This window comes from Streptomyces sp. NPDC050164 (genome assembly GCF_044459945.1).
In the GTDB taxonomy this organism is placed as follows: domain Bacteria; phylum Actinomycetota; class Actinomycetes; order Streptomycetales; family Streptomycetaceae; genus Streptomyces; species Streptomyces coeruleorubidus_A.
In genome coordinates, this window is sequence record NZ_JBITJK010000004.1 from 1 (window position 1) to 12,282 (window position 12,282).

Annotated in this window: 13 protein-coding genes, 1 tRNA gene, 1 pseudogene and 1 riboswitch; of the genes and pseudogenes, 7 read left to right on the plus strand and 8 right to left on the minus strand. The window is 72.2% G+C overall.

Annotation, left to right across the window (positions count from 1 at the left end; all coding sequences use genetic code 11):
* From ACIBNA_RS07720 to ACIBNA_RS07730, 3 genes are all read left to right on the plus strand, one after another.
* Nucleotides 1-402 (plus strand): integrase core domain-containing protein (locus ACIBNA_RS07720; RefSeq protein WP_399164353.1); only part of this gene is annotated, 402 nt, incomplete at its 5' end.
* A 260-nt stretch (nucleotides 403-662) separates the two neighbouring features.
* The gene (trmB, locus tag ACIBNA_RS07725; protein WP_399164354.1) at nucleotides 663-1,496 is read left to right on the plus strand and encodes a tRNA (guanosine(46)-N7)-methyltransferase TrmB; all 834 of its coding nucleotides are present in this window, start codon (nucleotides 663-665) and stop codon (nucleotides 1,494-1,496) included.
* A 66-nt stretch (nucleotides 1,497-1,562) separates the two neighbouring features.
* Nucleotides 1,563-2,891 (plus strand): PrsW family intramembrane metalloprotease, encoded by a 1,329-nt coding sequence (locus ACIBNA_RS07730; RefSeq protein WP_399164355.1) that lies wholly within the window; start codon nucleotides 1,563-1,565, stop codon nucleotides 2,889-2,891.
* A gap of 79 nt (nucleotides 2,892-2,970) precedes the next feature.
* Here ACIBNA_RS07730 and ACIBNA_RS07735 read toward each other — a convergent pair.
* The 3 genes and pseudogenes from ACIBNA_RS07735 to ACIBNA_RS07745 all read right to left on the minus strand — a co-directional run.
* Nucleotides 2,971-3,897: pseudogene (locus ACIBNA_RS07735) on the minus strand (aldo/keto reductase); the annotation flags it as partial.
* A gap of 81 nt (nucleotides 3,898-3,978) precedes the next feature.
* On the minus strand, nucleotides 3,979-5,010 hold the full coding sequence (locus ACIBNA_RS07740) for a M23 family metallopeptidase (protein ID WP_399164356.1): 1,032 nt from the start codon (nucleotides 5,008-5,010) through the stop codon (nucleotides 3,979-3,981).
* Nucleotides 5,011-5,021: 11 nt separating this feature from the next.
* Nucleotides 5,022-5,178: riboswitch (cyclic di-AMP (ydaO/yuaA leader) on the minus strand.
* A 289-nt stretch (nucleotides 5,179-5,467) separates the two neighbouring features.
* A tRNA-Met gene (locus tag ACIBNA_RS07745) sits at nucleotides 5,468-5,541 on the minus strand.
* Between the two features lie 297 nt (nucleotides 5,542-5,838).
* Here ACIBNA_RS07745 and ACIBNA_RS07750 point away from each other — a divergent pair.
* On the plus strand, nucleotides 5,839-6,045 hold the full coding sequence (locus ACIBNA_RS07750) for a hypothetical protein (protein ID WP_399164357.1): 207 nt from the start codon (nucleotides 5,839-5,841) through the stop codon (nucleotides 6,043-6,045).
* 121 nt (nucleotides 6,046-6,166) lie between these two features.
* On the opposite strand, the gene ACIBNA_RS07755 is transcribed toward ACIBNA_RS07750, so the two are convergent.
* A complete protein-coding gene (locus ACIBNA_RS07755; RefSeq protein WP_399164358.1) occupies nucleotides 6,167-7,333 on the minus strand; it encodes a dihydrofolate reductase family protein in 1,167 nt (388 codons plus the stop codon).
* A gap of 89 nt (nucleotides 7,334-7,422) precedes the next feature.
* Here ACIBNA_RS07755 and ACIBNA_RS07760 point away from each other — a divergent pair, with 89 nt between their 5' ends.
* The 3 genes from ACIBNA_RS07760 to ACIBNA_RS07770 all read left to right on the plus strand — a co-directional run bounded on the left by ACIBNA_RS07760 (nucleotide 7,423) and on the right by ACIBNA_RS07770 (nucleotide 9,353).
* Nucleotides 7,423-7,938, plus strand: a complete 516-nt coding sequence (locus tag ACIBNA_RS07760) for a MarR family winged helix-turn-helix transcriptional regulator (protein ID WP_399164359.1) — start codon at nucleotides 7,423-7,425, stop codon at nucleotides 7,936-7,938.
* Between the two features lie 142 nt (nucleotides 7,939-8,080).
* Nucleotides 8,081-8,722: a GTP cyclohydrolase II gene (ribA, locus tag ACIBNA_RS07765; RefSeq protein WP_399164360.1), complete on the plus strand. Its 642-nt coding sequence runs from the start codon at nucleotides 8,081-8,083 to the stop codon at nucleotides 8,720-8,722.
* A 115-nt stretch (nucleotides 8,723-8,837) separates the two neighbouring features.
* On the plus strand, nucleotides 8,838-9,353 hold the full coding sequence (locus ACIBNA_RS07770) for a MarR family winged helix-turn-helix transcriptional regulator (RefSeq protein ID WP_399164361.1): 516 nt from the start codon (nucleotides 8,838-8,840) through the stop codon (nucleotides 9,351-9,353).
* Nucleotides 9,354-9,372: 19 nt separating this feature from the next.
* Here the strand turns inward: ACIBNA_RS07770 and ACIBNA_RS07775 are convergent, their stop codons facing one another.
* Genes ACIBNA_RS07775 through ACIBNA_RS07790 form a run of 4 tightly spaced genes read right to left on the minus strand, consistent with a single transcriptional unit; the run spans nucleotide 9,373 to nucleotide 12,243 of the window.
* The gene (locus ACIBNA_RS07775; protein ID WP_399164362.1) at nucleotides 9,373-10,446 is read right to left on the minus strand and encodes a SpoIIE family protein phosphatase; all 1,074 of its coding nucleotides are present in this window, start codon (nucleotides 10,444-10,446) and stop codon (nucleotides 9,373-9,375) included.
* Nucleotides 10,446-10,889 carry an anti-sigma regulatory factor gene (locus tag ACIBNA_RS07780; protein ID WP_399164363.1) on the minus strand — a complete coding sequence of 148 codons (444 nt, stop codon included), beginning with the start codon at nucleotides 10,887-10,889 and terminating at the stop codon, nucleotides 10,446-10,448. Before ACIBNA_RS07780 ends, ACIBNA_RS07775 begins: the two co-directional genes overlap by 1 nt.
* Entirely contained in the window at nucleotides 10,889-11,347 is a 459-nt protein-coding gene (locus ACIBNA_RS07785) for an STAS domain-containing protein (RefSeq protein ID WP_399164364.1), read from the minus strand. The genes ACIBNA_RS07780 and ACIBNA_RS07785 overlap by 1 nt, the downstream gene beginning before the upstream one ends.
* On the minus strand, nucleotides 11,344-12,243 hold the full coding sequence (locus ACIBNA_RS07790) for an STAS domain-containing protein (protein ID WP_399164365.1): 900 nt from the start codon (nucleotides 12,241-12,243) through the stop codon (nucleotides 11,344-11,346). Before ACIBNA_RS07790 ends, ACIBNA_RS07785 begins: the two co-directional genes overlap by 4 nt.
* Between the last annotated feature and the right edge of the window lie 39 nt (nucleotides 12,244-12,282).

Genomic DNA, 12,282 nt, shown 5'->3' on the forward strand with positions numbered 1-12,282 from the left:
AGCGAGATCCACGGCGACGAGAAGGCCGCCACCTGCGCCGGCTTCCTCCGCCGGGCCGCAGCCTTCTTCGCCACCTGCGGCATCGACCGCATCGAGCGGGTCATGACCGACAACGCCTGGCCCTACCGCAAGAGCTTCGCCTGGCAGCGGGCCCTGGCCGACCTCGGCTCGACCGGCAAGCTCACCCGCGCCTACCGGCCACAGACCAACGGCAAGGTCGAACGCTTCAACCGCACCCTGCTCGACGAATGGGCCTACCAGCGGCCCTACACCAGCAACACCGAACGCACCGCAGCCCTGGCAGACTTCCTGCACACCTACAACCACCACCGCTGCCACACCGCACTCGAAGGTCAACCACCCATCACCCGCGTGAACAACCCTGCGGGTCAATACACCTAGGGCGGACCCGCACCCGCCGACGCACGGAAGGGGATGTGTCGGGGGGTGTCCGCCCGCAGTGGTTGGCGCGTCAACGGGCGGTTAGTCGGTATCCGACCCCATCGCGCCGTTCCGAGGACGGACCCCCCGGCGCGGCCCCGACCCACCACCGGCGAGCAGGCGCTACGCGCACCCCCACCAACGCGCCACGGGCCGCCGCAGGCACCCCACCCCCGCCCAAACCACCGGACGCAATCCACCCCCGTAAAATCGGCCTCACTGTGTCTGACTCCGTGAACACCCCCGAAACCCCCCAGCCCAAAACCCCCGGTGCCTCCGTCCGGCGCACCCGGGCCAAGGGTGAGCCGCGCTTTCCCGATGGGCCGAAGGCCGATCCCGCCGGGTCGCACTTCGAGCGGCGGATCCGGAGTTTTCAGCCGCGGCGGAGCCGGGTCACAGCAGGCCAGGCGGACGCGCTTCAGCGGCTGTGGCCCAAGTGGGGCCTCGACATCGACGGCAGCCGCACCCTCGACCTCGCCGACCTGTTCGGCAACGACAACCCCGTCGTCCTGGAGATCGGCTTCGGCATGGGCGAGGCCACCGCCCAGATGGCCGCGGCCGACCCCGCCACCAACATCCTCGCCGTCGACGTCCACACTCCCGGCCAGGGCAACCTGCTCAATCTCGCCGACCGGAACGGCCTGTCCAACATCCGGGTCGGCAACGGCGACGCGATCATCCTCCTCCGCGAGATGCTCACCCCGGACTCCCTCGACGGCCTGCGCGTCTACTTCCCCGACCCCTGGCCCAAGAAGCGGCACCACAAGCGCAGGCTCATCCAGCCCGACTTCCTGACCCTCGCCGCCACCCGCCTCAAGCCCGGCGCGATCCTGCACTGCGCCACCGACTGGGAACCGTACTCCGAACACATGCTCGACGTACTCACGGCACACCCCGGCTTCGAGAACACGCAGGCTGACGGCGGTTTCGCGCCCCGTCCCGACTTCCGTCCCCTGACCCGTTTCGAGGGCCAGGGACTGGACAAGGGACATGTCGTGAACGACCTCCTCTTCCGTCGCGTACAGCACGTGGACCAGCCCCCCACCAGCACCTGACCGCACCTGGCACAGCTCCCGCCAACCGCCTGCGGACAGCGCCCCTCCGTCGTTAGGGTCAATGCCGTGGCCACCTGCCCCCCACACCTCTATCCCAGCGGTCCCCCCGCCGGCGCACCCGCCACCGGCCCCCTGCGGCACGCCCACTGGTGGCAGCGCGCCTGGGTGCGCTACGGCGCGCTGACCACGCTCCTCGCGATATCCGGCCTCGTCATCCTCGCCCTGGTCCGCGAGGAGACCGGCACGGAAGGGTTCCTGGTCGGGCTGGGGCTGGCCACGCTCCCGGTGCCCCTGCTCATAGCCGCGTTCCGCTGGCTGGACCGGGTCGAACCGGGCTCCTGGCGCAACCTGCTGTTCTGCTTCGCCTGGGGCGCCTGCGCGGCGGCGCTGATAGCGATCGTCGCCAACAGCTTCGCGACCAGATGGATAGCGACGGCGACGGCGGATCCGTCCCGCGCGGACACACTCGGCGCGACCGTCATAGCCCCGGTGGTCGAGGAGACGGCCAAGGCGGCGGCCGTCTTACTGGTCTTCCTCTTCCGGCGCCGCGACTTCACCGGCATCCTCGACGGAGTGGTCATGGCCGGCGTCACGGCCACCGGCTTCGCGTTCACGGAGAACGTCCTCTACCTGGGCACCGCCTTCGGCACCGACCAGCTCACCGGCGGCACCGGCATCGCCTCCGTCACGGCGGCCACCTTCTTCGTGCGCATCATCATGTCGCCGTTCGCGCACCCGCTCTTCACCGTCCTCACCGGCATCGGCTTCGGCTTCTCCGCGCTAGCGGCGGACCGCCAGCACGTCCGCCGCGTCGCCTTCCCGCTCTCCGGGCTGCTGCTCGCGATGGGCATGCACGCGATGTGGAACGGCTCGTCGGCGTTCGGCGAGTACGGGTTCTTCGCCGTGTACGCGGCGTTCATGGTGCCCATCTTCGGGCTGCTGACGTGGCTGGTGGTCTGGACACGGCAGCGGGAGCTGAAGACCGTACGGACGGAGCTGCCCGCCTACGCCGTGGCCGGGTGGCTGTCCCCGGTCGAGCCGTACGCGCTCGGCTCGATGCGGGCCCGGCGGATCGCCCGCCGGTACGCCCGCCGCCACGCGGGCAGGGCGGCGGCGCGGGAGGTCGCACAGTATGAGGCGTACGCGACGTCCCTGGCGTTCCTGCGGCACCGGGGCCGCCGCGGCCGCGCCGGTGCCGACTTCGTCGTACGGGAACGAGAACTGCTGGACGAACTGTGGCGCCGCCGGGAGGCCGCCCGCCCGGCCCTGGACTACGCCGCGCGGATCACGGCCCCTCCGGTACCGGTGGCGGCCCCGCCCTGGCCGGTGTACGGCGCCTACGGATACGGCTATCCGACGACGCCGTACCCCGCGTACAACCCATACCGGTCGTAATCGAAAGCTCAGCCCCCGGAGCAGGAGACTCAGCCCGGGGGGGCAGAAACCGCTCAGGCCGAAGCCCCCGAAGCATCGGAAGCCTCCCGATCTCCGCCTCCGTCAGCGTCAGCTCCCCGACCCCGACCAGCGCCGGCAGCTGCTCCACCGTCCGCGCGGAAGCGATCGGCGCCGCCACCGTCGGCTGGGCCGCGAGCCAGGCAAGGGCGACCGTGGCGACGGGGACGTCGTGGGCCGCGGCGATCTCGTCGAGGGCGTCGAGGACCCGGCGGCCCCGCTCGGTCTCCAGGTGCCCCGCGGCACCGCCCGCCCGCGCGCTGTCGACGGTCGTACCGGGCCGGTACTTGCCGGTGAGGAAGCCCGACGCGAGCGCGTAGTACGGGACGGCCGCCAGGCCGGTCCGCTCGACGAAGTCCTGGAGCTCGCCCTCGTAGGTGTCGCGGGAGACCAGGTTGTAGTGGGGCTGGAGGGCCACGTACCGGGCGAGCCCCTCGCGGTCGGAGAACTCCAGGGAGGCCCGCAGCCGCTCCGCGGAGATGTTGGAGGCGGCGATGTACCGCACCTTCCCGGCCTTCACGAGTTCGTCGAGCGCGCCGATGATCTCCTCCACCGGCACGTCGGGCTGGTCGAAGTGCGTGTAGTAGAGGTCGATGTAGTCGGTACCGAGGCGCCGCAGGGAGGCGTCGGCGGCGGCCTTGATGTTGGCGGCGGACAGCCCCTGGTACTCGGGGTGCTGGCTGACCTTCGTGGCGACGACGACGTCCGCGCGGTTGCCCCGGGACGCGAGCCACTTGCCGAGGACGGTCTCGGACTCACCGCCCTGGTTGCCGTCGGCCCAGGCCGAGTAGACGTCGGCGGTGTCGACGAAGTTGCCGCCGGCGGCCGTGTACGCGTCGAGGACGGCGAACGACTGTGCCTCGTCGGCCGTCCAGCCGAATACGTTGCCGCCGAGGGCGAGCGGGAAGACCTCGAGGTCGGAGGAGCCGAGCTTGCGGAGAGAAGTCATGCTATGTGTCAACGACCGTACGGGAACGGCTCATTCCACGGCAGACGCAAAGCTCCCGTAAACACCGCTCCCCGCACGGGATCAGACGTTCAGGCCCTTGCCCCGCAGCCACGCCAGCGGGTCGACCCCGTTGGTGGACCCACCGGTGTGGACCTCGAGGTGCAGGTGCGCCCCGGTGACGTTGCCGGTCGCACCCACGCGGCCGATGACGTCACCCGTGCTGACCTTCTGGCCGACGCTGACGCCGATGGACGACTGGTGCGCGTACCAGATCTCCGTGCCGTCATCGAGGGTCAGGACCGTCTTGTAGCCGTAGGAGCCGTTCCAGCCCGCCTCCGTGATGGTGCCGCTGTGCACCGCCTTGATCGGCGTGCCCGTGGGGGCGGCGAAGTCGAGGCCGGTGTGGTAGCCGGAGGACCAGTAGGCGCCGGCCTGACCGAAGGTCGAGGTGATGGTGTACGCGGAGGTCGGCAGCGTGTACTGCTTGGCGAGGGCGGCGAGCCGCTCGGCCTCGGCCTTCTTCCGGGCCTCCTCCTCCGCCTTCCTCTTGGCTTCGGCGGCCTTGGCCTTGGCTTCCTCCTCCGCCTTGGCGGCGGCCTCCGCGGCCGCCTTCCGGGCGGCTTCCGCGGCGTCCTGCGCGGCCTTGGTCTCGATCTGTTCCTGCTGGTGCTCGGCCTGCGCCATGATCCGGGCGCGCAGCGCCTCACCGGCGCCGGAGGTGCCCTGCTCGGTGTCGGCGGTCACCGTGCCGAGGTCGCTGAGCGGGGTGGCGGAGCCTTCGGGGGTGTCGTCGTCCGCAATGAGGGAACCCACCGAGGGCAGGTCCGAAACGGAGATCGACACCGGCGGCTTGCCGGTCTGGGCGCTGGCCATGCCGCCCGCGCCCACGGCGGCTATGACGCCGACGCCCAGGACGGTGGAGCTGCGGGCGAGTCCGCCGCCGCGCTGCTTGGTGACGCGATGCCGGCCGCGGACGGGACGGATGGACTCCGCGGTGGGGTTCCATTCCTGGAACGGGCCCTCGTCGGTGCGGTGACCGCCGTAGCCGAAGGTTTCGGTGTCGCGCTGGTTCGGCGCGGACGGGGCCGCGGGGGCAGGCCGGTTGGACGCCACGTGGGCGTACTCCTTTCCTTCCTTCTCGCCTACCGGGTTAGCTGACGGGTTCGGAGCAGGAAGGTCTCCTACGCGCGTATATCGGCCGTGCTTCCACGGCGGCATACGCCCGATTCACCCCAAGTGGTGGTTCCCCGGTTCCCTTTCGGGATTCGGCGCGTGCGCACGGAGCCGCCTTCTGTGACGGCTGGGACGACCGCGCTGCGTTATCGAACGTTAATAGACGCGCGGTGGGGATTCCAGCGATTCCTCTTGATCATTAACCTTTTTCGCGCGGACACACCTGCCACGACCGGCGCAAATCGGGCGAGTTGACCGCTATGCAAATGACTCACGAGGTTTGACGGTGTGTCAGTTGTTATGCGCAGCGGTGCGATTCACTCACCAACAGTAATGTCGGGATCGGGAAATACACCGAGGGCCGGAACCCTTTCGGATTCCGGCCCTCGGCCTTCAGTAGCGGGGACAGGATTTGAACCTGCGACCTCTGGGTTATGAGCCCAGCGAGCTACCGAGCTGCTCCACCCCGCGTCGTTGTGACTCCAGTGTACGCCATCCGCGGGACAGCTCGCGCACACCCGGTGCTCAGCGGCCCGGGTTGCCCGCGTGAGTGAGGGTCTCCCAGGCGGTGAACAGGTCGTCGGTGCCGGCGGGCCCGGCACTGCGCAGGTCTCCTGGGTGACGCCGTCCCGGAAGCGCTCCAGGGCGTGGCCGAAGGCCCGGTGGTCGTCGAGAAGAACGGCGATGGCGATGACCGCTTCGGTCGCCACGAGGTCCCAGCCCCCCGTGAAGTCCGGGTCTGTGGCGGCGACTTCCGGGAGATGGGCCGTGCGCAGCATGCCCTCGAAGCGCCGCACCCGCTCGGCGGGCCAGTCCCTGCCGCGCGTGTGCCGCACGATCTTTGCGGCCCTGGCCCAGACCGACCCGGTCGAGCCGGCCTGCACCGCGGTGTTCTCCCCGGTGTGCCGACGCAGCGTGGCCGACCTCCGGGTCGGCGGCCCCGCAGGAGGAGACGAGGAGGGGCGAGCGCGGTGAGCAGGAGCGCTGTCGTACCGGCCCTGGAGGCAGCGCGACCCGGGAGACGGCGCGACCCGGGAGACGGCGCGACCCGGGAGGCGGCGAGGCCGCACGATTTGTTGGGCCGATCGGCCCGCGCTCAGTGCGGCAGGTGGCGGTTCGGGGCCTTGGCCCGCTCCTCGTGCTCCGGGAGGACGACGACCTCCACACCTCCGGCCGCGAGCACGCCGCTGCCGTCGGCCCCCGCCACGAAGGTGTCCGGCTCGCGCCACGCCGTGACCACGCGTCGTACGCCCGCGTCGAGGATCAGCCGGGCGCAGGGTGCGGGGCGGGAGGCCCGGCGGGCGCAGGGCTCCAGGCTGCTGTAGACCGTCGCGCCGGCGAGCCTGGGGTCGGCCGGGCCGGTCTTCGCCAGGGCCACCTCCTCGGCGTGCGCGACCGGGTCGCCGCCCTCGCGGGAGTGGCCGCGGGCCAGCTCCGTGCCGTCGGCCGCGACCACCACAGCGCCGACGCTGAACGCCGTGTCCGAGGGCGGGCACTGTGCCGCCAGTTCGCAGGCGAGGGCCAGCCAGCGGTGGTCGGCGGCGACGGGGAGGGGGCCGGTGCCGGGAGCGGTCGGCTCGTAGCGCATGAGCACCACGTCCTCGATCCGCCGGGTCTCCAGCAGCCGGAGCCGGCCGGACTGGTAGCCGCCGGGTCCGAAGAGGCGGGGCGCCTCGGGGTCGCCCACGAAGAGCGGGGCGAGGACCAGCTGGAGTTCGTCGGCCAGGCCCTGGGTGAGGAGCTGGGTGTGGATCAGGCCGCCGCCCTCGACCATGAGCCGCCGTACGCCCCGGACGTCGTGCAGGTGGGTGAGGAGCCGCCGCCAGTCGAGGTCGGCGCCGAGCGGGACGATGTCGGTGGCATCGGAGGCATCGGTGGCATCGGTGGCATCGGTGGCGAGGCCGAGGGCACGGGCGCGTTCGGCGCCCTTGTCGGTGGTGTAGAGGACCTTCTCGCCGCCGGTGTGCCAGAACCGTGCCGCCGGGTCGAGGTCGCCGGAGCCGCTGACGGTGACCTTGAGGGGGTACTCCGGCCGGCCGGCGGCCGTGCGGGCGGCTCGCCGCTCGGGGGAGTTGACCAGCAGGCGCGGGTTGTCGGCGCGGACGGTGCCGGCGCCGATCAGGATCGCGTCGACGGACGCCCGGACCTCGTCGACCCGGTCGAAGTCGGCCGGGCTGGACAGGAGCAGGCGTTCGGGGCCGGTGTCGTCCAGGTAGCCGTCGAGGGAGACGGCGGCGGACAGCAGGACGTACGGGTGGGGCATCGACGCTCCCGGCTCGTGGAAACTCGTGGCGAACGGCGGACTGACGGGACGGGCTTGGTTCAAGTTTGAAACAAACCTACACTGGCGGCATGACGACTCGCTGGCTCACCCCCGAGGAGCAACGCGCCTGGCGCGCGTACATCGCCGCCTCGCTGCTCCTGGAGGACGCGATCGACCGGCAGCTCCAGCAGGACGCCGGCATGCCGCACCTGTACTACTCCATCCTGTCCGTGCTGTCGGAGTCCCCGGAGCGGCGGCTGCGCATGACCGATCTCGCCGAGCGGCTGAAGATCACGCGCAGCCGGCTGACGTACGCGGTGACGCGGCTGGAGAAGGACGGCATGGTGCGGCGTGAGGCCTGCCGGTACGACAAGCGGGGCAGTATCGCGGCCCTGACCGACGACGGGTCGACCGTACTGGAGCAGGCGGCGCCCGGGCATGTCGAGACCGTGCGGAGCTTCCTGTTCGACCGGCTCAGCGAGGAGCAGGTGGGACAGCTGGAGGAGATCTCCCACGCGATCGCGCAGGGGCTCCAGGAGGAAGGGACGCGGCCGGCGTCGGACGACGTGCCATGGCGACGGAGGTCCTCCACGGCCTGTTCGTGAGCCACGTCACAACGCCCCTCGGCCTCGTTGCTTCAAATTTAAAGCAAGGGTAGGGTTCCGGACGTGGATCTGCTTCAAATCTGAAGCAGCCTGCAAGCCGACGGCTGTGCAGCCGAACAGGAACGGAACCCGGAGGCCCCGCATGCCCGACACCCCCGCTGTCATCGCCACCCCGCGCTCCCGCGTCCGGGTCCCGCTGCGCTTCCACGACGGTTACGAGGTCCACGCCGAAGTCGTCACCTTCCACGGTCTGGCCGACGGCCAGGAGCACGTCGCCGTCGTCCTGGGCAAGCCCGGCGCGGTCCCGCTGGTGCGGCTGCACTCCGAGTGCCTGACCGGGGACGTGTTCGGCTCGGCCCGCTGCGACTGCGGTCCGCAGCTGCGCGAGGCCGTCGAGCGCATAGCCGAGCGCGGCGGCGTGCTCCTCTACCTCCGCCAGGAGGGACGCGGTATCGGCCTCTACAACAAGCTCGACGCGTACGCCCTCCAGGACGAGGGCCTCGACACCTACGAGGCGAACGCGGCCCTGGGACTGCCGGAGGACGCCCGCGACTACACGGCGGCGGCCCAGATGCTCCGGGCCCTGGGCATCGGCGAGCTGGACCTGCTCTCCAACAACCCCGACAAGGCCCTTCAGCTGCGCGACCTGGGCGTGGACGTCCGCGACCGCGTCCCCACGGGCGTCTTCACCACCGCGCACAACGTCCGCTACCTGCGCGCGAAGGTCCTCCAGACCCAGCACACGCTGCCGCTGGCCGCGCTGACGGGGCTCAGCGCGGGCTGAGCCGCCCGGCCCGGCCAGGCGCCGAACGAGGCGGCTTGCCCCTCGGCTCATCGGGTACAGCCTTGAAAGAGGGCGACCTCCGCAGTACCCGGAGCTTATGGAAAGTGACCGTTTCGTGACCGATCTCGGCGGCCCCGGCGACCCCCGGGCAAGGAGACCGGGCGATGGCCCGCAGGCCGTCGCGGCACAGATAGCCGACGCCGTGGAGAGCCTGACGGCGCTGTGGTCGGTCGCGGCCCAGGACGCGTCCCTGCGCCTGTCCCTGCACCAGCTGCGGGCGCTGCGCACCCTGGAGGCGGCGCCCGGCCTGAACCTGACGGCCCTGGCGGACCGGCTGGACATCGGCCTCCCCACGGCCAGCCGCCTCTGCGACCGCCTGGCGGCGGCCGGCCTCCTGGAACGCTCCCCGCACCCGGACACCCGCCGTGAGGTACAGCTGTGGCTCACCACGCACGGGCAGCATGTCCTGGGCGACGTCGCAGGTCGCAGGGCACAGGCCCTGGCCACGGCGCTGGCGGCGATGGAACCGGCGGAACGGGTGGCGTTGAGGCGGGGGCTGCGGGGGTTTCTTGCCGCGCGGGATGCGGAAATCCCGCGTGACGACGAGCCCGACCCGACTGGCGGACCGTAGCGGCGGCAAGTCCGGTCGGTCAGCCCCCCGAGCCATGACGGCTCCCCCCACCGGCGCCGCCGCCACCCAGCACCGCCACACACGTGTCGTCCCCTACCGGACGAGCCGCGCTGCCCGCGTCCCGGAGGACCACCGCGGCCACCGCCGCCGGGTCGCAGCCGAGGAGCACGGCGTCGTCGGGTGGTGTCCAGCGGGCGGGCAGGCCGTCGCTGTGCAGGAGGAGCAGGCTGTCGTCCTGCCACGGCACGCGCTGCACGCTCACGGACGCCGGGACCTGCGCGCCCACGATGCCGGGCTGGGACAGCATCGCCTTCCAGGTGCCGTCGGTGCGCAGGCGGGCGCTGACGTTGCCGATCCCGGCGAAGTGCAACCGCCCGGATCCGAGGTCGAGTTGGGCCACGGCGACGGCCGCGCCCCGGGTACGGCGCAGGACCCGGCCCAGATGCCGCAGTATCTCGGCGGGCGGCCGGTCGGCCACGCCGTGCAGCGCGTCCACGGCGGCCCCGGACGCCTCGGCGGCCTTGGGTCCGTGACCGAGCCCGTCGGCGAGCAGCAGGGTCAGGCGGTCGTCGGAGCACACCCGGCTCCAGGCGTCGCCGGAGTACTCGGCCCGGCCGAGGGGGACGTTGACACCACCGGCGCGCAGACCCCGGGCGGGCGTCCGATGCCGGCCGGCGGGGGGTTCGTGGTCGATGCGGGCCACGGCCACGGTGCCCCGGCCGGGGGCGCTGTGCAGGTCGAAGTCGTTCGCTATGCGCCGGCACGTGCCGAGGCCGGCGCCCAGGGAGGCCGCGGTGGTGTAGCCGTCGCGCATCGCCGCCGCGACGTCCGGGATGCCCGGGCCGTGGTCGAGCGCGACGAGCTGCACGGACAAGCGCCGGGGCTCGGCGGGTGCGCGCTCGACGAGGTTGATGACGACGTACCCGCCGTACGCGTGCCGCACCAGGTTGGTCGCCAGCTCAGTCGCCACGAGGGCCGCGGTCGCGATGCGGTGCGGGCCGAGCCCGGCGCACTCGCCGGCCGCCTCGGCCGCCACCCGGACGTCCCGCACCCGGGTCGAGTCGTCCACCGGCACGTCCCACACCCTGCTCATCACGACCCCGGCCGGGACGGCGGCACGACCGTGGCCCAGGCGGTGACGGTGACGGTCGTCCCCTCACCGGGCCGGCTGTCCACCTCGAACTCGTGGACCAGCCGCCTGGCCCCGCTCAGGCCGAGTCCGAGCCCCCCGCCGCTGGTGTAGCCGTCGGTCATCGCCCGGTCCAGGTCACGGATGCCGGGCCCGGCGTCGACGAAGGCCAGCCGCAGGCCGGGCGACGGCCCGGTGTCCAGCCGGGTGATCTCCGCATGGCCACCGCCGCCGTGGACGAGGGTGTTGCGGGCCAGCTCGCTGGCGGCGGTGACGAGCTTGGTCTGCTGCACCAGCCCGAAACCGAGCTCGGCGGCGGCCTGCCGGACCCGCTGCCGTACCCAGGCCAGGTCGGCGTCCGAGCCGATCGGCAGGCTGGCCGGGGCGGCATGGCGGGAGGCCGGCATCACGGACTCCCCCCGTCCCGGTGCTCATCCGCGGTGAGCAGCTCCATCGCGCGTTCGACGTCCAGGGCCGTACGCAGTCCGGGCAGGGTCAGCCCCAGCTCGACCAGGGTGATCGCGACCGCGGGACGCATCCCGGCCAGCACCGTACGGGCGGCCAGCAGCCTGGCTCCGGCGGCGATCTCGGCGAGGACCCGCCCCAGGAAGGAGTCGACGATGTCCACGCCGGAGATGTCGATGACCACACCGGTCACCCGGGTGTGCGCGATCCGTTCGGTGATGTCCTGCTGGAGCTGCTCGGCCATCCCGTCGTGCAGCTCCCCCTGGAGGGTGACCAGCAGGATGTCGCCCAGCCGGAGGACCGGCACCGTGAAGCCGTGCCCGCCCAAGGACCCGGCGACCGGAGATCCGGCGACCGGGTGCCCGAATCCCGCGGTCCCGTTCCCCGAGGGCCCGGTCATCGCGCGCCCGCGTCGGCCGCCCGGAGCGGTGCGATCTCGACGCCCTGCCGGCTGAGCGCGTAGGCCAGGGCGTCCGCCAGGCTCGCGCGGGTGAGCACCGTGCCGAGGTCGATGCCCAGATGGACGATGGTCTGCGCGATCGCGGGCCGGATCCCGGAGACGATGCACTCGGCGCCCATCAGCCGGGCCGCGGCCACCGTCTTCATCAGGTGCTGGGCGACCAGCGAGTCGACCGTGGGCACGCCGGTGATGTCGAGGATGGCGTACCGGGCGCGCTCGGTGACGATCGCGTCCAGCAGGCTCTCCATGACCACCTGGCTGCGCGCGCTGTCCAGCGTGCCGATCAGCGGTACGGCGACGGTGCTCTCCCAGAGTTTGATCACCGGGGTGGCCACCTCGTTCAGTTGCTCGCGCTGCCGTACGATCACCTCCTCACCCGCGCTGACCGTCGTCTCCAGTACGACCAGACGCAGCGTGCCCATCAGCACGGTGAGGGCCAGCACACACTCCTGGGCCTCGGGGGCGTACGAGTCCGGGAACTCGGCGCGCAGCAGCTCGGTCACCGGCTCGCGCAGGGCGGCCACCTCGTCGGCGAGCTCGTCCGCGCCGACCCCCCTGCGGGCGCGGGAGGCGGCCATCCGCCCCAACTGGTCGCGCACCGCGTCGAATCCGGGGGCCCGGATGTCGTCCAGCCGTCCGGCGGCCGACACCGCGGCCAGCGCCGCCGCCACGGACCGGCCCGCCTCCACCGCCTCGTCGCGGGACACGGTGAAGACCGTGCGGAACAGCGCGGCGTCCGCCCACCGTTGGGCGATCTGCTCCCGGCGCCGTTCGAGGAAGGCACTCACCTGTTGTGCGGCCGGCTCCCGTCCCGCGTTCTCTTCCGAAACCGACACTTGCATCGCTCCCTTGCACGGGCCGGACCGAGGTCGCGC